This window comes from Phytoactinopolyspora halotolerans, from assembly GCF_010550675.1.
Taxonomy (GTDB): Bacteria; Actinomycetota; Actinomycetes; order Jiangellales; family Jiangellaceae; genus Phytoactinopolyspora; species Phytoactinopolyspora halotolerans.
In genome coordinates, this window is the sequence record NZ_JAAGOA010000025.1 from 1 (window position 1) to 25,665 (window position 25,665).

At 67.2% G+C, this 25,665-nt stretch carries 21 protein-coding genes; 9 read left to right on the top strand and 12 right to left on the bottom strand.

The features are described 5' to 3' along the window. Nucleotides 1–131: 131 nt before the first annotated feature. The 11 genes from G1H10_RS26335 to G1H10_RS26385 form a co-directional block, all read right to left on the bottom strand. Nucleotides 132–1,565 carry a M20 family metallo-hydrolase gene (locus G1H10_RS26335; protein WP_163743587.1) on the bottom strand — a complete coding sequence of 478 codons (1,434 nt, stop codon included), beginning with the start codon at nucleotides 1,563–1,565 and terminating at the stop codon, nucleotides 132–134. A gap of 141 nt (nucleotides 1,566–1,706) precedes the next feature. Next, nucleotides 1,707–1,886, bottom strand: coding sequence for a hypothetical protein (locus tag G1H10_RS26340; RefSeq protein ID WP_163743589.1), 180 nt, complete (start codon nucleotides 1,884–1,886; stop codon nucleotides 1,707–1,709). A 226-nt stretch (nucleotides 1,887–2,112) separates the two neighbouring features. After that, nucleotides 2,113–2,856 (bottom strand): helix-turn-helix domain-containing protein, encoded by a 744-nt coding sequence (locus G1H10_RS26345; RefSeq protein ID WP_163743591.1) that lies wholly within the window; start codon nucleotides 2,854–2,856, stop codon nucleotides 2,113–2,115. A gap of 10 nt (nucleotides 2,857–2,866) precedes the next feature. Then, entirely contained in the window at nucleotides 2,867–4,333 is a 1,467-nt protein-coding gene (locus G1H10_RS26350; protein WP_163743593.1) for an NAD-dependent succinate-semialdehyde dehydrogenase, read from the bottom strand. A gap of 119 nt (nucleotides 4,334–4,452) precedes the next feature. Then, on the bottom strand, nucleotides 4,453–5,388 hold the full coding sequence (locus G1H10_RS26355; protein WP_163743594.1) for an NAD-dependent epimerase/dehydratase family protein: 936 nt from the start codon (nucleotides 5,386–5,388) through the stop codon (nucleotides 4,453–4,455). Between the two features lie 27 nt (nucleotides 5,389–5,415). Then, complete coding sequence (locus G1H10_RS26360; protein WP_163743596.1) at nucleotides 5,416–6,273, bottom strand: class I fructose-bisphosphate aldolase; 858 nt, start codon at nucleotides 6,271–6,273, stop codon at nucleotides 5,416–5,418. 8 nt (nucleotides 6,274–6,281) lie between these two features. Then, entirely contained in the window at nucleotides 6,282–6,968 is a 687-nt protein-coding gene (dhaL, locus tag G1H10_RS26365; protein ID WP_163743598.1) for a dihydroxyacetone kinase subunit DhaL, read from the bottom strand. After that, the gene (locus G1H10_RS26370; protein WP_163743600.1) at nucleotides 6,965–7,987 is read right to left on the bottom strand and encodes a dihydroxyacetone kinase subunit DhaK; all 1,023 of its coding nucleotides are present in this window, start codon (nucleotides 7,985–7,987) and stop codon (nucleotides 6,965–6,967) included. The genes dhaL and G1H10_RS26370 overlap by 4 nt, the downstream gene beginning before the upstream one ends. A gap of 49 nt (nucleotides 7,988–8,036) precedes the next feature. Next, the gene (locus tag G1H10_RS26375) at nucleotides 8,037–9,053 is read right to left on the bottom strand and encodes a substrate-binding domain-containing protein (protein WP_163743601.1); all 1,017 of its coding nucleotides are present in this window, start codon (nucleotides 9,051–9,053) and stop codon (nucleotides 8,037–8,039) included. Between the two features lie 32 nt (nucleotides 9,054–9,085). Beyond that, nucleotides 9,086–10,144, bottom strand: a complete 1,059-nt coding sequence (locus tag G1H10_RS26380) for an ABC transporter permease (protein WP_216853685.1) — start codon at nucleotides 10,142–10,144, stop codon at nucleotides 9,086–9,088. Next, the gene (locus G1H10_RS26385; protein ID WP_163743603.1) at nucleotides 10,141–11,697 is read right to left on the bottom strand and encodes a sugar ABC transporter ATP-binding protein; all 1,557 of its coding nucleotides are present in this window, start codon (nucleotides 11,695–11,697) and stop codon (nucleotides 10,141–10,143) included. Before G1H10_RS26385 ends, G1H10_RS26380 begins: the two co-directional genes overlap by 4 nt. Before the next feature lie 324 nt (nucleotides 11,698–12,021). On the opposite strand from G1H10_RS26385, the gene G1H10_RS26390 reads away from it, so the two are divergent. The 8 genes from G1H10_RS26390 to G1H10_RS26425 all read left to right on the top strand — a co-directional run bounded on the left by G1H10_RS26390 (nucleotide 12,022) and on the right by G1H10_RS26425 (nucleotide 23,528). Further along, nucleotides 12,022–12,621: a VOC family protein gene (locus tag G1H10_RS26390; protein WP_216853686.1), complete on the top strand. Its 600-nt coding sequence runs from the start codon at nucleotides 12,022–12,024 to the stop codon at nucleotides 12,619–12,621. Nucleotides 12,622–12,671: 50 nt separating this feature from the next. Beyond that, nucleotides 12,672–13,073 (top strand): nuclear transport factor 2 family protein, encoded by a 402-nt coding sequence (locus tag G1H10_RS26395; RefSeq protein WP_163743605.1) that lies wholly within the window; start codon nucleotides 12,672–12,674, stop codon nucleotides 13,071–13,073. Nucleotides 13,074–13,284: 211 nt separating this feature from the next. Then, nucleotides 13,285–14,340 (top strand): substrate-binding domain-containing protein, encoded by a 1,056-nt coding sequence (locus tag G1H10_RS26400; RefSeq protein WP_163743607.1) that lies wholly within the window; start codon nucleotides 13,285–13,287, stop codon nucleotides 14,338–14,340. 2 nt (nucleotides 14,341–14,342) lie between these two features. After that, nucleotides 14,343–15,128, top strand: a complete 786-nt coding sequence (locus G1H10_RS26405) for an IclR family transcriptional regulator (protein ID WP_163743609.1) — start codon at nucleotides 14,343–14,345, stop codon at nucleotides 15,126–15,128. A gap of 129 nt (nucleotides 15,129–15,257) precedes the next feature. Further along, nucleotides 15,258–20,513 (top strand): anti-phage protein ProA, encoded by a 5,256-nt coding sequence (gene proA, locus G1H10_RS26410; RefSeq protein WP_163743611.1) that lies wholly within the window; start codon nucleotides 15,258–15,260, stop codon nucleotides 20,511–20,513. A gap of 466 nt (nucleotides 20,514–20,979) precedes the next feature. After that, a complete protein-coding gene (locus G1H10_RS26415; protein WP_163743613.1) occupies nucleotides 20,980–21,387 on the top strand; it encodes a helix-turn-helix domain-containing transcriptional regulator in 408 nt (135 codons plus the stop codon). 691 nt (nucleotides 21,388–22,078) lie between these two features. After that, nucleotides 22,079–22,504: an OsmC family protein gene (locus tag G1H10_RS26420; RefSeq protein WP_163743615.1), complete on the top strand. Its 426-nt coding sequence runs from the start codon at nucleotides 22,079–22,081 to the stop codon at nucleotides 22,502–22,504. Nucleotides 22,505–22,565: 61 nt separating this feature from the next. After that, complete coding sequence (locus G1H10_RS26425) at nucleotides 22,566–23,528, top strand: hypothetical protein (protein WP_163743616.1); 963 nt, start codon at nucleotides 22,566–22,568, stop codon at nucleotides 23,526–23,528. 21 nt (nucleotides 23,529–23,549) lie between these two features. Here the strand turns inward: G1H10_RS26425 and G1H10_RS26430 are convergent, their stop codons facing one another. After that, nucleotides 23,550–24,542: a Gfo/Idh/MocA family protein gene (locus G1H10_RS26430; RefSeq protein WP_163743618.1), complete on the bottom strand. Its 993-nt coding sequence runs from the start codon at nucleotides 24,540–24,542 to the stop codon at nucleotides 23,550–23,552. A 343-nt stretch (nucleotides 24,543–24,885) separates the two neighbouring features. Here G1H10_RS26430 and G1H10_RS26435 point away from each other — a divergent pair, with 343 nt between their 5' ends. Then, on the top strand, nucleotides 24,886–25,281 hold the full coding sequence (locus G1H10_RS26435; protein ID WP_163743620.1) for a hypothetical protein: 396 nt from the start codon (nucleotides 24,886–24,888) through the stop codon (nucleotides 25,279–25,281). The last annotated feature ends 384 nt before the right edge of the window (nucleotides 25,282–25,665 follow it).

Consider the following 25,665-nt stretch of genomic DNA (forward strand, 5'->3'; position numbering starts at 1 on the left):
GCGTCATCACCCGCACCGCCTACGGCTTCAAAGACCCCCACGCCCTCATCGCCCTGGCCATGCTCGCCCTCGGCGGATACCGCCCCGCCCTCCCCGGCCGCTAACCCACGGATCGGGACGGAGAGCCTCATTTAGGTGAGGCGCTCGATGAGGTGGGCGAGGGCCGCGCCGGCCTGCGGCTGCGCACGGCCGAGTTGCGGCGCGGGGGTGTGGTCGATCTCGTCCAGTACTCGTGCGAAGGTGCCCAGCTGTGCGCGTGCCAGCCGGGCGTCGAACCATCGTCGACCGCCGTCGTGCGCCTCGGCCACCAGGTACGACGGCCCGGACACCAGCGAGATGGTGGGCAACCCGGCCCGATACAACCCGGCGCCCTCGCCGAAGTACACACCGAACGCCGGACGCAATGTGACCGGTCGACGCGGGCGCTGCAGCCGGCAGGCAGCCTGGTAGATCCGCTCCATCTCCGGGTTTCCCGTGTACACCAGTTCGTGCGCGGGCAATCCGGTCGGTGCGTACTGGGTACGGCCGCGCCGATCCTCCCACTCCATGGCCCCCAGGTGTTCTACCGTGACGCCGGCCACCGCACGGTGATGCCGCGCCGCTCCGTCCCACAGATCATGGTGACTTTCCAGCCACGTGCTCGTCGCCTGGCCGTGGTGGTCGACGGCGAGGTCAGGCATGCGGAAATGCCCGGTGACGAAGGTGAAGACATGCCGGCGCCGCCACCGCGGGTTCCCGTTCCCGAGACCGTAGCGAGCAAGCGCCAGCAGGGCGAGGCCACCGTTCTCCTCGATGAGGTTCGGGCCGTCGGTGTGCGTGTTGACCACCACGGTCTCGTCGGTACGGCTGGGATCCGCGCCGGCCACTTCGGTCCAGATGGTGTGCGTGGCCGCATTGTCGGTGACCGCGGCCTCCAGGACGACGGTCGCGTCCTCGCCTCGTCGTGCGGCGTCGATCAGCACGTCGCCGCTGGGGCCGTCCACCCACAGCGCCGGGCAGCCCTGATAGGTCGTGGTGAACGGCAGCACCTGCCCGGCCGCGTTATCCGTGGAGACCGACCGCCATACGCAGACGACGGCGCGGACACCGGCCGCACGCGCGGCGGCGATGTCAGGTGGCCGGACGAACGAACCCAGCATCGGGTTGGTCAGCGTCAGCGGCAGCCGTCCCGATCGACGTCGCAGGAGGGCGGTCGGGACGGGAGGGTTCGGCACGTCGACGATGGCGATTCGGCCGGCAGCACCCGTGAAGGACCCCGGCGCTCTGCCGCAGTGTGCCAACGGCGCCGTGATCCCGTCCGCGGGTGTCTCCCCCGAGTACGGGAACGGCGATGTCACGTGCAGCCTACGGCGTTCTCCGGAGTCCAAGTGCAGCTCGGCGCGACGCGGTTCCCACCGGCGGAACCGCAGCTCGTCGCGATGAACCTTGAGCCCGGCAGCCTCCAGCCGCTCCGCGAGCATGTCCACATAGCGCTGGTGCGCGGCCGTCCCGGTCAGCCGCGAGCCCAGCCCGGCCAGTTCCTCGTTCCAGCGCGTGAATTCGCTCAGATCTGGCAATGTCGCCACGGTGGCACCACCTGTCACCCGTTTGACGATCCTGTCCCCCACCGCGCGTGCGGGAAACGTCCTGCACCGTAAGGCCCGCTACCTTGCACCCTGCACCCTGCACCCTGCACCCTGCAGGACACTATCGCGAGCGAGCCACATTCATGCTGTCTCAGCGAGCGCTCGCTGAGCCACATCCACAAGACGGTCCATGCTGCGTCGCACGCTTCGCAACCGATGATCCGGCAGCGGATCGCCCGAGTAGCGCACCTGATCCTTGATCGCCAGCACCTTGGACAGGTCCTTGGCAAGCTGTTGGCCGTCAGGCCGTACCTCTCCCAACAGTCTCGTAGCAGCCCGATGGTCCTCACCGGCGTGGTAACGGCCTAACCTCAGGCAACGATCGCGTCCGCGGCGGCGATGGCCGCTAGGACGGCATTGCCAGCGGCGGCGCTATGCGCAAACTGGCGATCTTCGGACGCGACCAGTTCGGCAAGCTGCCGGTACTCCCCCGCGACGGCCGCTCGCGCAACCGCCAAGGCACGATGACCAGGACGCTCCCGAGGGGTCACCGGACTCTCCGCAGCAGAGTGGGAAATGACGAGCCAACGAGTGTGATGGCGTCGCGGCGCCACTCCGCAATGAGGGAGTGTTCAGATGACACCATCTGGCCGAGTTCCGCTTCGCTGACTTGGAACCAGCTGGCCCAGTTGCCGGTCCACCTATAGATCATCTGTCCAGAGCGAGCCAGTTGATCATCCCATTCTTCCTGCTCACTCTCTGCTGCGAGTGGTTCGTGCACGACCAGGATGTCGATGTCGGAACTTGTGCTTCCGTCGCCCCGGGCAGCCGATCCATACAAAGAGGCATGGAGCGCAGGCGGATGCCAGCCTGCGAACTCCCCACGGAGCAGGTTCATCACCCTACTCCGCAGCGTTGCAAGAGCAACGGCATGATCCGTAGCCACATGGTCGCGGTTGAGCCGCACGAGGTGAACGCCCGGCTCCGCCTCGACGGTCACCATCCCGTGCTCAGATAGTTGGATAACGACCTGACGCGCACGTGTCTGGGAGATATCTGCCAAACGAGCAAGCTGGCGGACGCTGATCGGCCTATCGGAACCCGCCAGGCTCCTGAGGACCGCGGCAGTGCTGCGCGACATGACCGCAGTGCTGGGATCGCTCCAGTCCATGACTCGCCCCACGTCCACAAGGTGATCTAAAAAAATGAACTCAACCGATTCTGATATAAGTTCATCTGAACACATATTGAGTTCTCGAGCCTGGTGGCCGATGGGATCGGCTCCCTGCACGACACGATCGCTACGGGAGGGAGACGGAGACGTACTTCGTCTCGAGGAACTCCTCGATCCCCTCGAAGCCGCCCTCGCGACCGATGCCGCTGGCCTTCACGCCGCCGAACGGCGCGGCGACGTTGGACACCATGCCGGCGTTCAGCCCGACCATCCCGGTCTCCAGGCCCTCGCAAATCCGCAGCGCGCGCTGGAGATCCCGGGTGTATACGTAGCTGACCAGCCCGTACTCGGTGTTGTTCGCCTGGGTCAGCGCCTCGTCGTCGGTCTTGAAGGTCGTGATCGGGGCAACCGGCCCGAACACTTCCTCGGCGAGGATCCGCGCACCGGCCGGAACGTCGGTAACGACGGTCGGCTGGAAGAAATAGCCGACGTCGCCCACCCTGGAGCCGCCGGTCATCACCCGGCCGCCGCGCTCGACGGCGTCGCCCAGCAGCGTCTCCACGGTGTCCCGCTGCTTGGCATTGATCAGCGGACCGATGTCGACGCCCTCCTCGGTGCCGCGCCCGACCCGCAGCGAAGACAGCCGGTCAGCGAGTCGTGAAGCGAACTCGTCGGCGATCGACTCCTGTACGTGGAACCGATTCGCCGCCGTGCACGCCTCGCCGATGTTGCGTGTCTTGGCCACCACCGCCCCGTCAACCGCGGCGTCCAGGTCCGCGTCATCGAAGATGAGGAACGGCGCGTTACCGCCCAGCTCCATCGAGACCCGCAACACCTGCTGTGCCGACTGCTCGATCAGCATCCGGCCCACCTGCGTGGAGCCGGTGAACGAGAGCTTGCGCAGCCGGGGATCGCGGATGATCGGCTCGGAGACGGCGCCGGACGACGTCGTCGGGATGACGTTCAGCACGCCGTCGGGCAGCCCCGCCTCGGCCAGGATCGATGCCAGCGCCAGCATCGAGAGCGGCGTCTCCGCGGCCGGCTTCATCACCATCGTGCAGCCCGCGGCGACGGCCGGCCCGATCTTGCGCGTGCCCATGGCCATCGGGAAATTCCATGGGGTGATGAAGAACGACGGACCGACGGGCTGCTTCATGGTCAGCACCCGACTGCCGCCGGTGGGCGCGACCGAGTAGCGCCCGGCCACCCGGACAGCCTCCTCGGAGAACCAGCGGAAGAACTCCGCCGCGTAGGTGACCTCGGCGCGCGACTCCGCCAGGGATTTGCCCATCTCCAGCGTCATCAGCAGGGCGAGATCTTCGCTGCGCTCGGTGATCAGCTCGAACGCGGAACGCAAGATCTCCCCGCGGGTGCGCGGCGGCGTCTCCGCCCACGCCTGCTGGGCCGCGACCGCCGCGGTGAGTGCGGCGTCACCGTCCTCGGGCGTCGCATCCGCCACCGTCGTCAGAGCTTCACCCGTCGCCGGGTCCTCGACGTCGAACCTCGCACCCGACGACGCGTCCCGCCAACTTCCGCCGATGAACAGCCCTGTCGGAACGCTCCCCAAGACAGCTTGCTCTCGCTCGGACACCATCTCTATCCTTCCCGGCCGACACGTGCTCTCCCCTCACGCTACCCACGCCGGCGCCGACGGCGATCCCCCGAACGGGGAAACGTGATGCATAAGCCGGCCGTATCGGAGAACCGGTAGCACTATCGGTCTTCCGATACCCAAAGCTCCGGACTCACCTCGGCCCGTATCCAGTCGGTGACCGATGCGTGCGTGGGTGCCCACCCGAGTTCGGCGCGAGCACGACGAGCGCGGACTCGACTGTTGGACCCGAGCGCGTAAACGGCCACCTCATACCCCCACTCGGCAACAGCCTCCTCGACACTCCACGGCTGCGGCTCGCCCAGGCCCAGAGCGTCGGAGATCGCTTCGCACATCGTCCGGTACGACGCCTCGCCGTTCTCCACAAAGTAGAACGACCCGGCCGGGGCGTCGGCCAGAGCGCGGATGTACAGCTCGCACATGTCCTCAATGTGGACGTTCGACCAGACGTTGCGACCAGGGCCGACATGCCGGGTGACGCCACTGGCCCGAGCCTGCCGGATCAGCCGGGGCAGCTGCACGCTGTCGGGCTTGATGCCCTGTCCGGTTCCGTAGATCAGGCTGTTGCACAGCACGACGGAACGCACGTCTCGGTCGGCGCCGGCCAGTACGGCCCGATCGATGCCGACGCGGGCAGCTTTGTCGTCGGTCGGCTCCCATCCGCTGCCCGGCTCCACGGCGTCCTCGCTGTAGACCATGGGGCTGTACTCCCCGTTGGACGCATCGCCGACGATGCTCGAGCCGCTGGTATGAATCAGCGGCTTGCCGCTTCCGGCCAGCGCATCCACCAGCGCTTCCACCGCGCCGGCGTGATCGCTGTCAGCGGCGTTGATCACCGCGTCAGCACGACACGCCTCCCGCGCGAGCGTGTCGCCATCGTCCAGGTCGGCCAGCACCGGCTCGGCACCGAGGCCGGCGACGTCGTCTGCCTGGCTGTTGCCACGGTGCAGAGCGCGGACGCTGTGCCCGTCCGCTACCAACCGCCGGACCAGCGAGCCTCCGATGTATCCGGTGGCTCCAGTGAGAAAGATGTTCATGACACTCCCGAGTGTTGCAGTGTGACGTTACGAGGTGACGAGGCTGGATGGATCTTCGAAGAGGATGCTGCCTGCGGTCACGGCATCGGCGCCGTCGTGCACGATGGCCGACAATGCTCGCAGGATCCGCTCCGGTTCCGGGTGCTGATAGACGTTGCGGCCATACACAATCCCGGATGCTCCTTGCTTCATCAGCTCCGCGGTGCGCTCCAGCATCTCGGTGTCGCCGATGCGGCCGCCGCCCCGGACCAGAACCGGCGTGCCGCCGGCCACGTCGATCACCCGGTGGTATTGCTGCGGGTCGGTACACGGGTCCGCCTTGATGATGTCGGCACCGAGTTCCGCCGCCTGCCGCACGAGCGCAGTGATGCTCGCCAGGTCGCCGTCCACCTGGTATCCACCGGCCGCCTCGTTGGGCGCCATGACCAGCGGCTCTACCATCAGTGGCATGCCGATGCGTTCGCTTTCCCGGCGTAGCGCGGAGATGTTCGCCACGCATTGTTCGTGCAGCTCCGGCTCGTCCGGCAACAACAGGAGGTTCGCGACGACGCACACGGCGTCCTCCCGTACAGCGGTCTGCAGCGCGTGGTCCATGAGACGGGAGAAGGTGTGCCGGGGAACGGACGGTCCGTATACGTTGGACACATCGGTCCGCAAGGCGAGCGCAGGCGGACGTCCTCCGGGAACTCCGCGCAGCAACGGCGCCATCCCCGGCGTCAGTTGAATGGTGTCCGGGCCGGCGGCGACGACGGCACGGACCACCGATCTCATGTCCTCGATACCCGGTAGCAACGAGATCTCGTTGGTCATGCCGTGGTCGATGGCGACGTTGAGACATGTTCCGCTTCTGTGGAACATGCGCATCATCCGTGCTTGTACGCTCATCACACTCCCTATGCATCGGTTGACGACGTGGCAGGATCGCGGCGCCGACCCTGACCGTCGTGGTCTTCGGCCCAGTCGGCCATCGCCTCGAAGACGATCGCCGTCGACAGCGCGCCGGGGTCGACGAACCCGAGCGCACGCTCACCTAGCGTCCGGGCCTTGCCGAACCGGGCGACGTATCCCTTCGTGGCCTCCGCCCCGCTACGCGCGGCACTTGCGGCCGCCCTCAGCGCGCTCGCTAGGCCTACCTCACCGGAGTCGGCACTCTGCCGCAGTGACCGCACTGCCGGCTCCAGGGCGTCCACCAAAGTCTTGTCGCCGGTCTGCGCCCTGCCACGCCGGCACACCTCGGCCAGCGACCGCTCGAAATGCCTCGTCAGCTCGTCCAGAGACAACGTGTGCGATGACTCCGCTTCCACGTCGCCTCTGAACAGCACGCCGAACAGAACTCCGGAGGCGCCACCCATGGTGCTGATCAAGCAGTCACCGACGGAGCGGAACGGTACAAACGCGTCGTCGAAGCCGTCGCCCTCGAGACGTTCGGCGGCTGCAGTGAAGCCTCGCCGCATGCCCAGCCCGTGGTCGCCGTCTCCGATCGCCCGGTCCGCGGCACACAGCAGGTTCTGGCTGGCCACGATCCGCTCCGCCACGGCGAGGAGCATCCGGCGCACGTCCTCGACCGTCATCACCCTCATGCCCGGACCACCTCCGCCGGCGCCGCCTGGCCGCCGATGAAGAACGACGCCCGGGCCGGCATGTCGTAGTAGCGCTGCAACTGGGCGTCGAGGTGCAGCACGCTGATCGAGAAGCCATGCATCTCCTGGCTGGTGGCGTAGTTGCCCAGGTGAAAGTCGTGCACGTGGAGACCGCGCGCGTCGAGGTTGTGCCGGACACGACGAGCGATGATGTACAGCTCCGCCCGCGTCGTCGCGCCAAGCCCGTTGACCAGCACACACACGCGCTCACCGGCGTCCACCGGATGGTCGTCCACCAGGTAGGCCATCATCTGGTCCGCGGCCTCGTCAGCGGTCAGCATGGGCCCACGCCGTACTCCGGGCTCGCCGTGCATGCCGAGCCCGATTTCCATCTGCCCGTCCGGAAGTGTGAACGTCGGCTCGTGGCCACCCGGGATCGTCCCACCGGCGCTGGCCACGCCGATCGAGCGGGTGGCGGCATTCGCCCTGGCAGCAACGGCGTACACCGCCTCCAGATCGAGGCCGGCCTCCGCGGCGGAGCCGGCGATCCTGCTGGTGAAGAACCCTCCGGCTATCCCTCGCCGCTCGTCGGCGCGCTCCGCCGGAGCCGCCGCGAGGTCGTCGGTGATCCGTACGGTGCGCACCGGAATGCCGGCGGCTTGGAGTTCCTCCGCTGCCATGTCGAAGTTGAGGGCGTCTCCGGCGTAGTTGCCGTACACGAAGAGCACACCATGGCCGCGCTCGACCGCACGTGCGGTGGCCACTATGGCATTCGGTGGCGGAGCGGCGAAGACGTCACCCTGGCAAACGGCGTCCGCGAACCCGGTGCCGATGTACTCCAGCCACACGGGTTCGTGTCCGCTGCCGCCGCCGGACACCACCGCGACCTTGTCGCCGGGGACGCGCTTGGCCACCCCATACGTACCCGGAACAGCGACGAACTCCGCGCCGTGTACCGCCAGGAAACCTTCGACCGTCTCGGCGGCCACCCGATCGGCATCGTTGATGAACTTGGTCACGCTCGTCCTTCCGTCGTGCGATGCGGGACGTGTCCCGGCGGAGCGGTGATCAGTCGCGCACATCGAGGTACTCCCGGATCGGCTCCGGATCGGCGCGATCGAAACTCGGGCCGGGTGTGAGGTGGTAGTACTCGCCTGGGTCTTCGCCGTCGCGGATGGCTCTGGCTATCTCGATCGACTCCAACGCCCACGTCCGCGCGTCCTGGCCGGTCACCTGCTGAACGACGCCGTCCGGCTCGAGCAGCAGGTCAGCCACGGTGGGGTTGATGCCAATACCGAACACCACGGTCTTCCCGGCGTTGCCACGGGCACGGATGGCGTTGGCCGCGGCGATGACACCGTCCTCGTTCTCGGCGATGAACACGTCCAGGTCGGGGTTCGCGGCGAGGATCGACGTGGCAACCGGGGTGGCCTTGTCGACCACGAAGCCCTCCTGAGCGGCGACCACGTCGGCGTCCACCGCCGACAGCGCCTCGTCCAGACCTTCCCGCCGTTGCTGACAGACCTCGTAGGTCTCGCAGGTCAGGTAGGCGACCGTAGCGGAGCCGCCCAGGTTTTCCTCGATGTAGCGGGCTGCCGCCTCGCCCGTCGTGGTGCCGAGCTCCTTCTGGTCGTTCGTGACGAACGCCTCGGTCAGCTCCTGGTCGTCCGGCGCGTTGACACACGTGTTGTAGCAGATGACGGGGACGCCAGCGGTTTTCAGCCGGTTGAGCGCCGCGACTGACCCGGTCGGCGAGACGACACTGGCCATCACCAGGTCGACCTTCTTGGTAGCGAACGCCGACATGAAGCGGTCTTCCTTGGCGGCGTCGTTGCTGACGTCTTGGATGTCGAAGACCATGTTGTGCTTCGGCCCTTCCGCTTCGAGCGTCGCCGCGAACTCGGCAAGCGTCCCGGTCGGGAACAGTGTGGTCACACCGACGACCATCGGCTCAGTGTCTGACGTGCCCTCCTGGGCGCTCGCCGACGCGGAGTCGTCCGATGCGGAGCAGCCCGCGACGGCGAGCACGGCGAACATGACGGCGGATGTGGCGGCCGCACGGGGCCGCGTTCTGGTTCGGCGCATCGTTGTGCCTTTCTCTCGACTGAGGACAGCTCTTACCGGCCGGCGGCCAGCAGAGTGGGACGCGGTCTGCGGAAGACGCGGAACTTGGAGGAGGGCCGCGCCGCTCCGATCAGGACCGCGAGCAGGACCAGCACGCCGTTGGCGACGTACTGCGCATAGCTGTTGACGCCGAGGAGCACCATCCCGTTGTTCAGCGCCCCGATGAACAACACGCCGAGCAGCGTGCCGACCAGTGAGCCCCGGCCTCCGTACAGGTTCGCCCCGCCCACGATGACGGCGGTGATGACGGCGAACTCCACGCCGCCACCTATCGTGGGGTTGCCGGCGCCGAGCTGAGACGTCTGTAACAGCCCGGATAGCGCCGCCAGCACGCCGGTGGTGGCGAACAGGATGATCCGCACGCGTCGCACCGGAATCCCGGACAACCTGGCAGCCTCGGCGTTGCCACCGATCGCGTAGACGCTGCGACCGAACGCGGTGCGGTTGGCGACCACCCAGAACACCGCGAACAGCACGGCCATGATCAGGGCCGGAACCGGTATTCCGGCGACGTCACCGCTGCCTAGCCACGCGAAGCCGGGATCGCTGATCGGGATCGGTGTGGAGTCGGTCAGCAGCAGCGCCATCCCGCTCAGCGCGGAGAACAGCGCCAGAGTGACGATGAACGACGGTACGTTCAGGGCGGCGCGCACGAGTCCGGCACCCGCCCCGACCAACGCGCCGAGCAAGAGCACGCCGACCGCCGCCACCCATAGCGGCCACGCCAGGTTCACCGCCAGAACGCCGAATACCGCTGAGCTGAAGGCGATCGCCGATCCCACGCTGATGTCGATCTCCGCCGCAACGATCACGAGTGTCATGCCCAGGGCGATGATGCCGGTGTAGGAAGCCTGGCGGGCGATGTCCAGGAGGTTGCCGGTGGTCAGGAAGTTGGGTGCGGTCAGCGCGAGGACGACACAGGTGAGGATCAGCACGGCTCCGAGACCCACGTGTGCGGCGCCGGCCGCGGGACGGAGCCTGCTCAGCATGCCGCGTGCACCGGTCGCGCGCAGCGGGGCATGATCCAGGACGCGCTCTCGAACATTGGTCATGAGTTCGCTCCTCCCATGGCTAAGGCCATGACCTCGGATACGGACAGCTCGCTCATCGGGCGGTCCGCGGCGACCGTGCCGTTCCGTAGGATCAGGACCCGGTCACAGACCAAACCCAGCTCCTCGAACTCCGAGGACGCGACGATCACACTCGCGCCGGCGGCCGCGGTGTCCCTGATGAGCTGGTAGATCTGGTCTTTGGCCTCGACGTCTACGCCTCGGGTGGGCTCATCGAGCAGCAGGATCCGGGCGCGGGCGTTCAGACACTTGCCGAGGACCACCTTCTGCTGGTTGCCGCCGGACAGAATTCCCACCGCCGTGGACAACTCCGGTGTCTTGATCGCCAGACGGTCACGGGTCGCCTCCGCCACGGCACGCTCGCGTCGGCGGGAGAGCATCCCTGCACGACGCACCCTGTTCATGCACGCCAGCACGAGATTCGACGAGACGCTCATGCCGAGCGCAAGTCCCGCGTGCTTGCGTTCTTCCGGGGCGAACCCGATGCCTGCACGGATGGCGGCTCGCGGACTCCGTGGCGCATACGAACGCCCGTCGAGCTCCACCGTTCCGCGCTCGGGGCGGTCCAGCCCGTACAAGCACCGCAGCAGCTCAGTCCGACCGGCACCGAGCAGGCCGGCCAGGCCGAGCACCTCGCCGGCGCGCAGCTCGAACGAGATATCCTGCAGCCGCGTTCCGTGGGCGAGACCCCGGACGGACAAGACAACGGGGTCCCGCGCAGATGAGCTCTCCGGCCGGTGGTTGTGAATTGCCCCGCCCGTCATCTTGACGACGATGTCCTGCGTGCTGACGTGTTCGATGGGCTGCGAGTCGACGTGCTCACCATCGCGGAGGACGGTCACGGAGTCGGCGACCTTGTGGATCTCATCCATCCGGTGCGACACGTAGATGACCGCGACGCCGGAAGCGGCCAACCGGCGCACCAGCGCGAGCAGTAGCTCAACGTCGTCGGCCGGCAACGAACTTGTCGGCTCGTCGAGGATGAGCACGTCCGGGCGGTAGGAGAGAGCCCGTGCGACCTCGACCGTCTGTTGTGCGGCGATGCTCAGGTGTGCCACCGGCACGTGCGGATCGATCTCCAGCTCGAGTTCGTCCAGATATGCCCGCGCATAGGCGGCGACCCCCGCCGGGCTGATCAGGCCGGCCCGCCGGGGAGCATCTCTCCAGCGGCCCAGCATGATGTTCTCAGCCACCGTCAGACCTGGGACCAGGCTCAGCTCTTGATGCACGGTGGCGATGCCGTGGCGACGAGCGTCCGCGGGTGTGGCCATGCGCACCGCCTCGCCACCGACGAGCACCTGGCCCGAGTCCGGTTGTACTGAGCCGGACAGGATCTCGACGAGGGTGGACTTGCCCGCGCCGTTCTTGCCCATGAGCGCGCGAACCTCGCCATGCGCCAGCGACAACGACACCGCATGCAACGCACGCACGCCGGGGTAGGACTTGCTCAGCTGCCTGACTTCGATGGCCGGGGCGCCGCCGTTCATGGCGGCGAGACCCCGGCGCGGTGCAACGGTTCTGACTCCACGGTTCATCTCCGACACCATCGCGATCCAATCAGACGAAGGGTGTTCGATATTTCGTATTCCATGTCGAGATATCGACCAGACCCTAGAGTCGCCGTGGCGTGGTGTCAAGATGCCTGAAACGCGGTCGTCACGCACAAGCAACGGCTACGTCGGCCCAATCTGCCTGCAAGAGCGCAGATACTCAGGGCATTCACCATGCACGGGCGAGAGAGCCGATGCTCGGATACCTTGACGGCCGAGACCCTCCGATCTAGGCTCTGTTCACCTGATCGACTTACATGTCGATATATGGAACGTTATAGTTTCACCTACCACTCGAAGGAGACCCCCATGGTCACGACAACCCCGCAGATCGCCACCGAGGCCACACGCACCGGATCGGGACACGTTCCGCTCCCAGATACCGCCATGAGCAACGACGAGCTCCGGGAGTTCAACCAGAACCGAAAGATCCAACAGATCGCCGTAGTCACACGTGACCTGTATCGAACGATGAAGGCGTGGGTGGAGACGCTCGGGATCGGACCATGGATCGTGTTCACCTTCACCGAGGAGACGGTCAAGGGTTTCGAAGTGAACGAGGAGCCGGTGACCGAGCCGTTCGAGTTCGTGATCGGCATTGCGCACGTGGGCGAGATCGACTTCGAGATCATCCAGCCCGTGCACGGCAAGAACAGCTACGAACGATTCCTCCGCGAACGGGGCGAAGGCGTACACCACATCAAGGAGCAGATCCACCCGGACAACGTCGAGGAGATCCTGGACACGTACCGGAGCAAGGGCATCGGCGTGCTGCAACACGGCAACTTCGATATCGACTTCCACTACAACATGGACACCGAACAGTCGGTCCGGTTCATCCTCGAGCTCGGCAACTGCCCACGGCTCGACATCTCGAAGATCGAACACAGCATCTATCCGCCCGAATGAGCGCCGCGCACACCGCTGGATTGCGCGCAGAACAGATCCGGAGGAACACGATGTCCGCGTCCGCCAACAAGACGACAGTCCGCAGCTTCATCACGGCCATCAGCGACGGCGACATAGCGGCCGTCCGTGAATTGCTCACCGACGACGCAGTGTGGTGGCTGCCCGGCACGCTCCCGGTTTCTGGCCGATACGAGGGCCCCGAAGCCGTGGTCAACGACTTTCTCAGCCAGGGTTTGAACCTCTATCGACCCGGGTCTCTTACGTTCGAGATCACCAGCATGATCGAAGAGGCCGGCTCGGTGAGCGTCGAGTGGACCGCCCGCGGACTCAGCGCGGCCGGTCGTGAGTACCAGAACTACTACAACGTGAACTTCACCGTTCGTGGTGGTCGAATCAGCGAGATCCGGGAGTACACAGATACCTTGTATGTCAGTGACGTCCTGTACGCATGACCGTTCGGGCGTCGGCCGTTCGCGATAGGCTGTCCGCCCTTCGGCGAGGTCACCACCGCTGCCAATAGAATTTCGGCCAGGCACTCGACAATTCGAACGCAACGCGTGCTACGTCGCTCGTTCACACCACGGAAGGGTATAGGCAACGAACGTGTCCGAGTCCGACGAAGCTACCTCTGGCGGCGCGCCGCGAGGCTCGCGCGTGCCCGCGGTGACCCGCGCAGTCGAGGTGCTCGGGCACATCTCTCATCATGGCCCGCGATCCTTGGCCGAACTGGCCCGGCGGCTCGGTATCCCCAAGAGCAGTCTGTTGGGCATCTGTCAGACTCTGGTCGACGACGGCTTCCTGTCTTACACCACGGATGGCCGGTATCGATTGGGGCTCGGGCTTGCTGAACTCGCCGACGCGCAGCGATCCCAGCCCACCAGGCCGGCTCGGATCGGGCTGACCGTACAGAACCTCACCAACCCGTTCTTCACGGTCGAGGTAGACGCCATCACGGCCGCCGCAGCAGAGCTGGGCGCAGAGGTGATCCTGCGAGACGCCGGTCAGGATGTCGCCACCCAGTGCGAGCATCTGAGCGCGTTCGTGGCGACTCCCGTCGACGCGATCATCCTCGACGCCGTGCACTCCGCCGACGTGGCCGGCGCCATCACCAGTGCTCAGGACGCGGGAATACCCGTGGTGGCCGTGAACGTCGGCGCCGCCCGTGCCGATGCCACGATCACCACGGACAACGTTCAGGCCGGGCAGGTACTCGCTCGGTATGTCGGGAGGCTGCTCAACGGCACGGGAGCGGTGGCCATCGTCGATGGTCTACCGGTGACGGCCGTCCGCGACCGGGTCGTCGGCTTCATTTCGACGCTGCGCGAGTTCCCCGGAATCACCGTGGCGAGGCGGGTTGGTGGTGACCACTCGGTGGAAGGGGGCGAGCACGCCGCGAAAGAGATGCTTGACCACACTGTTCCTGATGCGATCTTCACCATCAACGACCCCACAGCGCTCGGCGTCCTCAACGAACTGCACGCGCGAAACCTCACTGTTCCGGTGGTCAGCGTCGACGGGGCGGCGGCCGCGGTGCAATCGATCATCCGTGGTGAGCCGCTCGTCGCCACGGCCGCGCAGGACCCCCGTGAGTTGGGCCGGCTCGCCGTCATCGCGGCCACCGACCTGCACGCTGGACGGCCGTTCCGGCCGCGGACCAGACTTCTGCCGACGAATCTGATCACTGCGGAGACCGTCCCGACCTATGAGCCTTGGGGATGACCATGCCTGCCAGTACCGGACGCTCACCCGCCGTGCGCCGTGCGACTCGAATCCTCACCGAACTCGCATCCCGCACCGACGCGTGCAGCGTCGCTGACCTGGCCCGGTTGACGGGTACACCGAAGAGCTCGGTCGCAGACATCTGCGGCGTCCTGATCGAGACGGGCATGGTCGGTCGTGAACTCGACGGCCGGCTCCGGCTGGGCGGTCGTATCGGTGATCTGGCCCGCGGGTTCGTCGGCGGGACCGACATCCTCGAGCGCTTCGAAGCGGAATGCGACAGGATACACGGCCTGGGCGACATGACCGTCGTGCTGGCGGTGCTCATCGACACCGACGTTGCCTATGTGGCGGTTCGCCGCAGCGGAGAACCGTTGCCGCTCACCTTGAAGCCGGGAATGCGACTTCCGGCCTGGTCCACCGGTACCGGATTGGCCCTGCTCAGCGACCTTCCCGACGACACAGTGCGAGACCTGCACCAGCACGGACCGCCGCTGTCGCCCAGCGAGCGATCCTTCGACATGGACGAGCTTCTCACTGCCCTGTCCGTCGCGCGAGATCGCGGATACGCGTCGAACGCGGACACCGGGGAGATGGCGTTGGCCGGCACGGCAGTGCTGGTCCACGGTTCGCAGGGCGCGATCGCAGCCGTCGGCTCGGTTTCGGCACTCGATCGCGGCCGAGACAGTGACCGGGATGCTGTGCTGGTCAAACAACTCGCACGGCGGCTCTCCGCCCTTGCCGGCATCAGGCGGCGCACACCAGGGACACTACCGTCCGGGGCCTGACTACAGTGAGGATGGAACGCTCGGTGGCGCGTACGCGTTCACCAGAGCGGCTCAGACCGTAGACCGTGATCTGCCTGCCACACCTCGCCAAAGGAGAAGCCAACGACCGATCCCACCACGCCACTGACCTTGACCGATAGCTCGATCACGATCGATGTGGTCGCCGCAGCGGTGCTCAGCTACCCGATGGCGCATAACCGGGTCCCGGTGATCAGCCGCATCGCCGTCGATGCGCCGGAGACCACCGCCCTCGCCGCGACGCTCTCCCTCGAGATCCGCGACGCGCACGGCACCCTCGGCAAGCCGCAAGAGCACCTGGTCGACCTGGACGGCGACGACACCCTCGTGTTGACCGACGTCGGTCTCGTCGCCGATCCCGCGGCGATGCTGCAGGTCGAAGAGAACCGGCCGGCGAGCATCCACGTCGCGCTGATCGACGACGGCCGCACCCTCGCCACCCATGAGACGCCCATCGAACTTCTCGCCGCTCAGCACTGGCAGGCCGCCCCGCCGCTGCTGGCGCTGGAGATGCTGGCCGCGTTCGTTATGCCGAACCACCCGTCCGTCACGCAGCTGATCTCCGAAGCGTCCGACATTCTCCACCGGAACACCGGCAGCCCTTCCATCCAGGGCTACCAGGCCGATTCCGAACGTGTGGACGCCATCGTCCAGGCCGTCTACGAGGCAATGCAGGCCCGGCAGATCCGCTACGCCGAGCCCCCGGCCAGCTGGTCGGCGACCGGACAGAAGATCCGCACGCCCGGCGACGTCCTGGACGGACGCGTCGGCACCTGCCTGGACACGGTCGTCGTCATGGCGGCCGCGCTGGAGCAGGCCGGGATCCGTCCGCTGCTGTGGGTGGTCGACGGGCACGCCTTCCTCGGGTACTGGCGCGACGAGATGGCCCTGGACGGCGCGGCGCAGACCGATGTCGCCGACGTCGCCAACCTCGTCGACCTCGGAGTGATCCGGCTGGTGGAGACGACGATGCTCACCGTCGGCGAGCAACCGACGCCGTTCGACCACACGCACCGCCCGCCGGCCGCCGCCTACCTCACGGGCGATCTGCACAGCGTCATCGGCGTCACCGACATCCGGCAGGCCCGACTCGCCGGAATTCTGCCGCTGCCGGCGCGCACCCGCGACGACGACGGCGCGGTCACGGTGGTCGAGTACCACCCGGCCGCGCACAGCGCCCTCGTCCAAGCCGCCGAACCCACCATGCTCACCGGCGACGACGCGCCCGCGGGGCCCACCGCGCCGCTGCGTGTTCAGGGGTGGAAGAACGCACTACTCGACCTGAGCTTGCGCAATCGCCTGATCCATTTCACCGAACGCTCCGGCATCGAGCTCACCGTGCCCGACGGATACCTCTCCAGCACCAGAGACCTGCTCCACGCCGGCAAGGCGATCCAGCTCTTGCCTAGCGATCAGTTCGACCAGATCCACCGGGAACGCGGCGTGGTATCCGGCGGCGGGCTCCCGCCCGAGCTGCTGGGCGATCTGCTCACCCGCAAGCGGTCGGTGTACACCGACGTCGGCGCGGACGGTTACGTCACTCGCATGCGCAACCTCGCGTACCGGGCGCGCACCATCGTCGAGGAGACCGGCGCGAACAACCTGTTCCTGGCGCTGGGATCACTGGTGTGGTCCCACGAGGGGCGCGATCTGCGCTCCCCGCTGGTGCTGCTGCCGGTGCGGTTGGTCGGCCGGTCGCGACGCACGGCGTACCGCATCGAGCTGGACGAAGCCGGTGGCAGCACACCGAATTACTGCCTGCTGGAGAAGCTGCGCCAGCTGCACGGCTTGGAGGTCCCGGCCCTGGCCGGCCCGGCACGCCTGCAGCCTGGCTCGGATCTGGGTAGGGTCTTCGACGAACTGCGCACCGCGCTGGCCGAGACACGGCTACCGTTCCGGGTCGAGCCGACGGCCCACCTGGCGATCCTGCAGTTCTCCAAGTTCCGGCTGTGGAAGGATCTGGACGAGCATTGGCACGAGCTGTGCCGCAATCCGCTCGTCGAGCATCTGGTGCACACCCCGAACGAGCCGTTCGCCGACCCGGTGGACGTGGACCTGACCGACGTCGACCTGGACGAGCTGGCCGCCCGCTGCCCCGTTCCGGCCGACGCCTCGCAGCTGGAGGCGGTCGCCGCGGCCGTGGCCGGGCGCACCTTCATCCTCGAGGGGCCACCGGGCACCGGCAAGTCACAGACCATCACCAACCTGCTCGCCCGCGCCGTCGCCCAGGGAAAGCGGGTGCTGTTCATGGCGGAGAAGCGGGCCGCACTCGACGTCGTGCGCGACCGGCTGGAGAAGGTCGGCATGGCGCCCCTCTCCCTCGACCTGCACGACAAGAACAGCACCCCGGGTACCGTGCGCGCACAGATCCGGCGTGCGCTGGACCACGCCGTCCAGGTCGACCGAGAGGGGTTGGAAGCTCGCGAGTCCGAACTCCGCTCCGCCCGCGGCCGACTTTCCCGATACGCCCAACAGCTGCACGAGGCGAATGGCGCCGGGCTCTCGCTGTACTCGGCACGGGCGCGACTGCTGGCGATCGGCGACGACGTCCCGACACTCGACGTCCCACCGGAGCTGCTCGGTGCGTCGTCGGCGGAGACGGTGGCGGAGCTGCGCACCCTCCTGGCCGACCTGCCCGACGTCGCCGATCCCGCTCGGCCGGGGCCGCAGCACCCTTGGGCCTTCATCGACACACCGGCCGCCGGCGACGATCACGTCGACCGCATCCGACAGGCTGTGCTCGAGTTCGACGACGCCCTCGATGACGTTCCGCGGACGGGTCCGCTCAGCGATGTGCTCGGGGCGGCGCGGTCAGTCGACGATCTCGTTGTTCTCGACGAACTCGGCTCCGACGACGACGCGCCGCTGACGGTGCTGGACCAGGTGGGGACGCCGTCCTGGGAGGCGGCCGTCGCGGAGGCCGGCCAGCGGCTTGCCTCCTTCGTCGCCACGGCACACCCCGGGATGGAGACCACCACTCCGGACGTGCTCGACCTTCCGCTCGCCGAGATCCAAGCGCGTGCTGAGGCGGCGGCGTCGGCGGGGCTCTTCAGCCGCCGCAAGCGGCTCGCCGCCGTCGGGAACGAGCTCATCCCGACGCTGCGAGCCGGCGCCGAGGTCAAACCGAAGAGCGTCCGGCAACTGACCCGCGACCTGGTCCAGCTGCGGCACGGGGTGGACGGCCTCGCCGCCCAGGTGCGCGCCGTCCCGGGGATGACCCTGCCGGCCTCGTGGAACCCGCTCACCGAGGCAGGCCGTGCGGCGGTCGACGCGCGGGTGCGCCGGCTGCGCTGGGCGGCCAGCCAGATCGCGCCTGCCGGCGCGCACCCCACGCACCCCGCGGCGGACGGAGAGACCGAGGAATTCAGCCACGCGCTGCGACGATTCCTGAGCGCGACTCCGCCCGCCGCGTCCGACCTGTCGGTCATCTCCCGCCTGCGCGCGGCGGCCGAGCGGCTGGCGCAGGCATGCGCCATCGACCGCGAACACCTGGAGCGATGGGCAGGTGCCGACGGGTTCGTGTCGCGCTGGCGGCAGACCCGCGACGGCCGCGGCGTGTCACCGTCGTCGGACATGCGAGAGCTGCGTCGATGGCTGGCGCTGCTGGACCACGTGGAGCCGTTGCGCACGGCGGGCCTGTCCGAGGCTCGGCGCGACCTGCTGACCGGCGCCGTCGACGTGGACGACGCCGCTCGTGCGCTGGAGCGCGGCATCGCCGAGGCGTCGGTGCACGAACGACGCGCCGCCACCGGCCTGGCGGATTTCGCGCCCCAGGTGCACGAGCGCAGCATCAGCAGGTTCACCACCGCATCCGCGGCCGTGCGGAACGAACTCAGCACCGCGATCCCGGCGCAGGTCATCGACGAGAGACCGTTCGATGTTGCCACCGGAGCGGAGCGGGTCGGCGCACTGCAGCGGGAGCTGGCCCGGCAACGCGGCGGGTTGCGGGTCCGCGAACTGATCGAGGAGTTCGGAGACCTGATCACCCAGGCCATGCCGTGCGTGCTGGTCAGCCCGGACTCGCTGGCGCGGTTCTTCCCGCCGGAGTCCGCCCTGTTCGATCTGGTGGTGTTCGACGAAGCGTCGCAGATCCGGGTGGCGGACGCCGTCGGCGCGATGGGCCGGGCCGGCTCCGTCGTCGTCGTGGGAGACAGCAAGCAGATGCCGCCGACGTCGTTCGGCGAGCCGGTCACGGCTGACGACTGGGCCGGCGCACCCAGCGCACCAAGCGCATACGACGGCGCCGACGACCTGGAGGCGGGCGTCGAAGACGAGGAGAGCATCCTCTCCGAGTGCGTCCAGGCACGCGTGCCACGGCAGTGGTTGTCCTGGCATTACCGCAGCCAGGACGAGTCCCTGATCGCGTTCAGCAACCGGCAGTACTACGAGGGCCGGCTCTCCACCTTCCCCGCCCCGACGGCTATGGGCGACGACGACCGGGGCGTCAGCCTGGTCCGGGTCGACGGGCATTTCCAGCGCTCGTCGCGACGCGGAGCCGGGAATGGCCCGCTGCGGACGAACCCCATCGAGGCCGAGGCTGTGGTCGCCGAGATCGCGCGCCGGTTCGGCGAGTCGCCGGACGCGGTGCCGTCGATCGGCGTCGTGACCTTCAACCACCAGCAGCGCGGCTACATCGAGTCGCTGCTCCGTGATCATGAGGACGAGCGGCTGGCGGACGCGCTGGACGGGGCCGACCACGAGGAAGGCCTATTCGTGAAGAACCTGGAGAACGTCCAGGGCGACGAGCGCGACGTGGTCCTGTTCTCGACCGCCTTCAGTCCGGACGCACGTGGCGTGTTGCCGCTGAACTTCGGACCACTCAACCGGGTCGGAGGTGAGCGCCGGCTGAACGTGGCGATCACCCGGGCCCGGCGGCGAGTGATCGTCTTCAGCTCGTTCGATCCGGCGCAGTTGCGGGCGGAGGAGACGTCGTCGGTGGGGATCAGACACCTGCGTTCGTATCTGGAGCTTGCGGCGCGCGGCACCGGGATGTTGCCGGCGGACGGACGGCGGGTGTCCGCCCGTGATCGGCACGCCGAAGAGATCGCCGCCCGGGTGCGCGAGCACGGCTTCACCGTCGCGACGGACGTCGGGTTGTCCGACTTCAAGGTCGACCTGACCATCTCTTCCGGCGACGACGGCTCCCACCGGTCGTTGCTCGCCGTACTGCTGGACGGCCCGGCGTGGGCGGCGCGGCGCACCGTCGGCGATCGGGATGGGCTTCCCACCGAGGTGCTCACGCGATTGCTGCGCTGGCCGGCCGTCGAACGGGTGTGGCTTCCGGAATGGCTTGACCGGCCCGACGACGTCGTCGATCGCCTCGTGCGAACTGCCACCGCCGCAGAGGCGAGCGAACACTACGCATAACCGGGTGATGTAGCCCGATCATGCGTAGTATCCACCGGGGAGGCAGCGAAGTGGGCCGCAACGACTGCCCGTCCAAAGGTTCGTTGTCAGCGGAAGAAGCTCACCGATGCAGGCCGCTGCCGTGTTCGGCGTGGCCCCGGCGAAGCGCGGCAACGCTGTCGACCTGTGCGGCTTCGCCGACGGCGTACCGCCCGATGGATGGTGCGGCTCCACGATGGATCCCGCACCATCCATCGGCACGTCGGATGCCCTACCCAACTGCCACGGGATGACGGTCACGAGTCCACCGTCGATGACGGGATCCTGTTCATTGATGAGGCGAGAACTCGTCGGAGGCCAAGGCGGCGTCGGCGACATTCTCGGCTGCAGAGGCGACCTGCCGTAGCCAGGCCGACAGATGCGGCTGGACAGAGCCTATTTGTGCGTAACATTTATGGTACGCTTCTTGGCCGAAGGGAGGGAGCACATGGCCGAGCACAGTGCCTTCTGGGACGATCTGGAACGCGATCTCGAAGACCCCGAGTTCCTTCGGGAGTACGTGACGAGTTCTGTACGCATCGCAACCATTGACACCATCGTCAACGCACTCGACGCCGCCCGGCACGACGCAGGTCTATCCAAGGCAGCACTCGCGCGTGCCGTCGGAATCGAGCCCGCCGCAGTCCGCCGCCTATTCTCCAGCAGCAGCCGCAATCCCACACTCGGCACCCTCGCAGAAGTCGCGGCGGCTCTGGGACTGCGCGTCACCCTGGAACCACTGTCCGATGGAGAGCGTGAAACGATCACCAAACCCTTGCGCACGGGCCACAAAGGGCAGCCGCGCCAGGTGGTGTCTGCCTCTCAATCTCGCCGACAGATTGCTGCAACCGCGTGAACCCGGCTCATGCCAGGGTACGAGGATTCCTCGCCAAGTATTCGGCTCCCCAATGCTCGGACCGAAGTGTAGCGTTCTGGTGAGATTTCGCTCCGGAATGGCTTGTCCTGCCCGGTCACGACAACGAGCAACGGCTTGTCCTTCCCGATGGCCTCATGGGTCGATCAGGCAGTACAGCCGATAGTGATGCCTACGTGGGCCATCGACGCGGATCTTATGCCAACCGGTCATGTCACCTTTCATCGCTTCCCCATAGCCGCCTCCGGCAAATTTGTGAGGCGGCGCTGCGGCGACGGCTACGAGAACGGTCCGGAACTTGGCGCGGATTGAGGTCGGACATGAGTTCACGAACTCTCGGCCCGGAATTGTCTCTCTTGAGTCGTCGTCGCGATGTCGCCTGAAGAATACGACCTCGTGCGCGTCTTCGCGGTTCGGCCGATGTCGCACCACCACAGGCGGACGCGTTCGACGTGAGCGCCCCGACGGCGCCGCTTGTCCGGACTCATGGCACGCTTTCACCTCCCGGTGACCGCAACATAGCCTTACCGGACTCCCTGTCCGGCCATGGGTAGCGCTCCAGTGCGCCCCGGAACGGCACAGGGGTTGCGGAGGCGAGCACCGAAGGACCCGTCGTTGGCGCCAGTTGGAGCCCAGGTGAGCACGTCTACCCCCGTCTGGCATGGTTAGGTGCATGGCTGAAGACACTCATAGGTCCGTGTCCATTGAACGCGTGGCCTCTAACCACTACATCGCGACCAACTCGCGTGGCGGCAAGCTCCTGCTCGGCGATGGGGACGACAGCGAGTTCACCCCCGTCGAGCTGCTGCTCACCGCCATGGCTGGATGTTCGGCGATCGACGTCGACATCCTGACCACCCGCCGCTCCGAGCCCGACTCGTTCGAGGTGGAGGCCAGCGGCGACAAGATCCGGGACGACGAGGCCGGCAACCGGATGGAGAACCTGGAACTCGTCTTCCGGGTGACCTTCCCTGAAGGCGAGGCCGGCGACGAGGCGCGCAAGATCCTGCCCGATGCCATCGCCAAGTCGCACAACCGCCTGTGCACCGTCACCCGTACCGTCGAGCTGAAGTCGTCGGTCAAGACCCGCACCGAGTGAACGCGGCATGCGGCCGGACCTGCGCCGCATGCGCGTCTCGCGCGACGCCTAAACTCGACGGGTGACCACACCAACGGCGACGCGGGCAGCACTCGCCACGGGTGCCGTCATCGCGGTCGGGGGTGCCGTGCTGGCGTATCTCACGTGGTGGTACGCGCTACGCACGCACCGTGGCCAGCTGATCGACATGATGGCGTACGAGGATCTGGCGACGATGCTGCGCGAGCCACGGTGGCCGGCCATCGAGTCGGTCGTCGACACTACGCGCATCCTGGCGTTGGCGGGGATGCTCATCGTGGTTGCGCTAGCACTCGCCCACCGTCGAGCGTGGCAGACGGTAGCCCAGCTCGTCGTCATCACGGTCGGAGCCATGAGCACAGCGTTCGTCATGAACGCGCTGGCACCCCCGATGTTCCAGGGTCACAGCGTCCCCGTGTACATGTTCTCCGAATCGGTCGACCTCACGACCGTGCTCTTCATCTGCGCGGGCGCAGCCGTGGTGTATGCGGTGCAGCCACCGGCCAGGCCGGTCGCCGCGTTGTTGATCGTGGTGCCGATCTCCATCCTCACGGCTGCCCAGCTGACCTCCTATGGCCAGGGCGTCTCCCCGCACGTCACCGCGTACCTGGTGGTCACCATGTGGATCGGTCTGGCAGCGGTGGCCACCGCACTCATGCGGCGGGCGGGCCACACCTTCCCGCCGATCTCACATCGCCCGGGGAGCCGCGCGGCCACCATGTCAGTGGCCGTCGCACTGGCGTTCATGACCGTCACCGCCGCGGTCGCCGCGGTCACGCTGATCGGACAGTGGCTGGACGGTGAGCTGCCGTCCCTCGGCTACCGCGGAGATCAGGCGTTCGCGCTCCTCGCCGGCGCTCTCGCGATCGGGGCCACGTCATGCGTCGCGAGCATTGCCGCACTCGTCAGCAGCAACGCGACGGAACGGCTCGCTGAACCCTCCGAGCCGGCCCTGGTGCCGCCCGCGGACCCCGCCGATGCAGGCCAGTCCGTCGGCCAGGCATGACGCCGCCTGCGCGCGTGTTCCTCAGCTGTCCCCGGCGGCCGCGAGTACCTCATCGATGACGACCATGTTCGCGATCGCGTCCTCCGGCGGCGTCGGAACGTCGGTGTCCTCGCGCACGGCAGCGGAGAACAGCTCACCCTGAATGCGGTACTGGTCCGCCGGCGGAAACTCGAGCACCTCCAATTCGGGCGCCACCGGCGGATTGCCGCCGGAGGCGACCACCACCCGGGTCGGAAGGTCCGGCGGGATGTTGAACGGGATCTCGACGAGCAGCCACCCCTCGGTGCCCACCAGATGGACGCGCTGATGATGTTCGAGCTGCGTGGAACAGGTCAGCTTCGCGTGCCGGCCGTCGAAGTCCAGCACCGCTGAGGTCAGGGTGTCCGTGCCGAACACCCGGTCACGGTGGACCGACGCCTGGACACTGGTCGGCTCGGACCCGAACATCATGCGTGCGACGTTGATCGGATAACAGCCGATGTCCATCAACCCGCCGCCGCCGAGCTCGGCGATGTTGCGGATGTTGGCGGGGTCGGTGTTGTTGTACGAGAAGAACCCGTCGACGACCTTCAGCTCACCGATCCGGCCCTCTGCCACCAGCTCACGCACGCGCACCCAGGATGGGTGCAGCCGATACATGAACGCCTCCATCAGCTTCACGCCGGCCTTCCGGCAGCCCGCGACCATCTCAGCCGCCTCCGCGGCGTCCATGGCCAGCGGCTTCTCGCACAACACATGCTTGCCGGCGTCCGCGGCCCGCAGCGTCCATTCCGCATGCAGGTTGTTCGGGAGCGGTATGTAAACGGCTTCGATCTCCGGGTCGTCGAGTAGCTCCTGGTAGGAGCCGTAGGAACGGCGCAGGCCGAGCTGAGCCGCGGCCGCGGCCGCTCGATCGGCATCGCGAGAGGCGATACCGACGATGTCGCAGTTGTCCGCCTGCAGCATCGCCGGTATCACCTTGTTGACGGCGATCGCCGCACAACCCAGCACACCCCAACGGACCGGATCAGTCATCCCGCCTCCAAGCTCATCGTCGCTACCTCAGCCGGATACCACCGTATCGGTGCGATTCGAGGCGGCCGACAGCACGACTCTCCGCGTCGCACATCCCCTCACGTACCACGGCGTATGAGGGCTGAGCCACACGGGATGGCGCGATAAGGCCTGTCTCCCATCGTTCAGGCGCCACCGATGGATTCCACGCACCAGCTGAGGAGAGCACGGACGGTCGGATCCTGTCAGAGGCAGCTGGCATGATCGAACGCATGATCTAACCGACGATGACTACCTGGGTGGGGCTGCGCGAACTGGACCTTCGCGCAGCCCCGAGATCCTACCTATGAGGAGGCAAGGACCTATGTCCGATAACTTACCCGACCACGCCTACACGTCGACCGCAGTACGCGAGGATCGATACTGGCTTGTCCGGTGTGACCAGACGCCGAGCATCCGCTCCAAGGTCAGGCTGCTGACTCAGGCCGCCGACCACCAGCGGCGCGCGCTCGCGGAGGCCATCGGTGTGCCTGCCGCCTGGGTTGCGGTAGACGTTCGCCCGGTGCTGCCGAAGCACATTCACGAGCGCATCGCCCGCGCGCACGAGCTTCGCGCAACGGCGACCTGGGCGAACAGCTCAGCCGCAGCAGAGGTGCGCGCAGCGGCACGCATCCTCGCCGATGCACAGTTCTCGCTCCGCGACATCGGCACCATCCTCGGCGTCTCCTACCAGCGAGCGCACCAACTCACCCGCCTGTGATGCGTCACCTCGCCGCGGGTAGCCGCACCTCCGACGCGGCCACCCGCGGTGGGCGCATCCATGTGTCAGCCTCTTCGCGGGAACACCTCAGCGACCATCGCGCACGACGTTCACGAGTCCTGCCAATCCGCGAAAATTGCGCAGCCGGGAAGCCGCTTCCGGCCACGAAATTCGTGGTGACTAAACGATTGACTGTATCGACGATAGGCCGATCAGACAAGGCCTCTGTCCGGCAAAGATTCGCGGTACGTTGAATTCAGTGTGTCCTCGGAGAGCTGCCTGATATTGCTGGAATTTCGTGCGCAAACAAGGCTGAACGAAGCCTCGGGCCAGTGCACAGACCTTGAATGAGCTGGCGGTATGTGCGTGCACATGCATGGATCC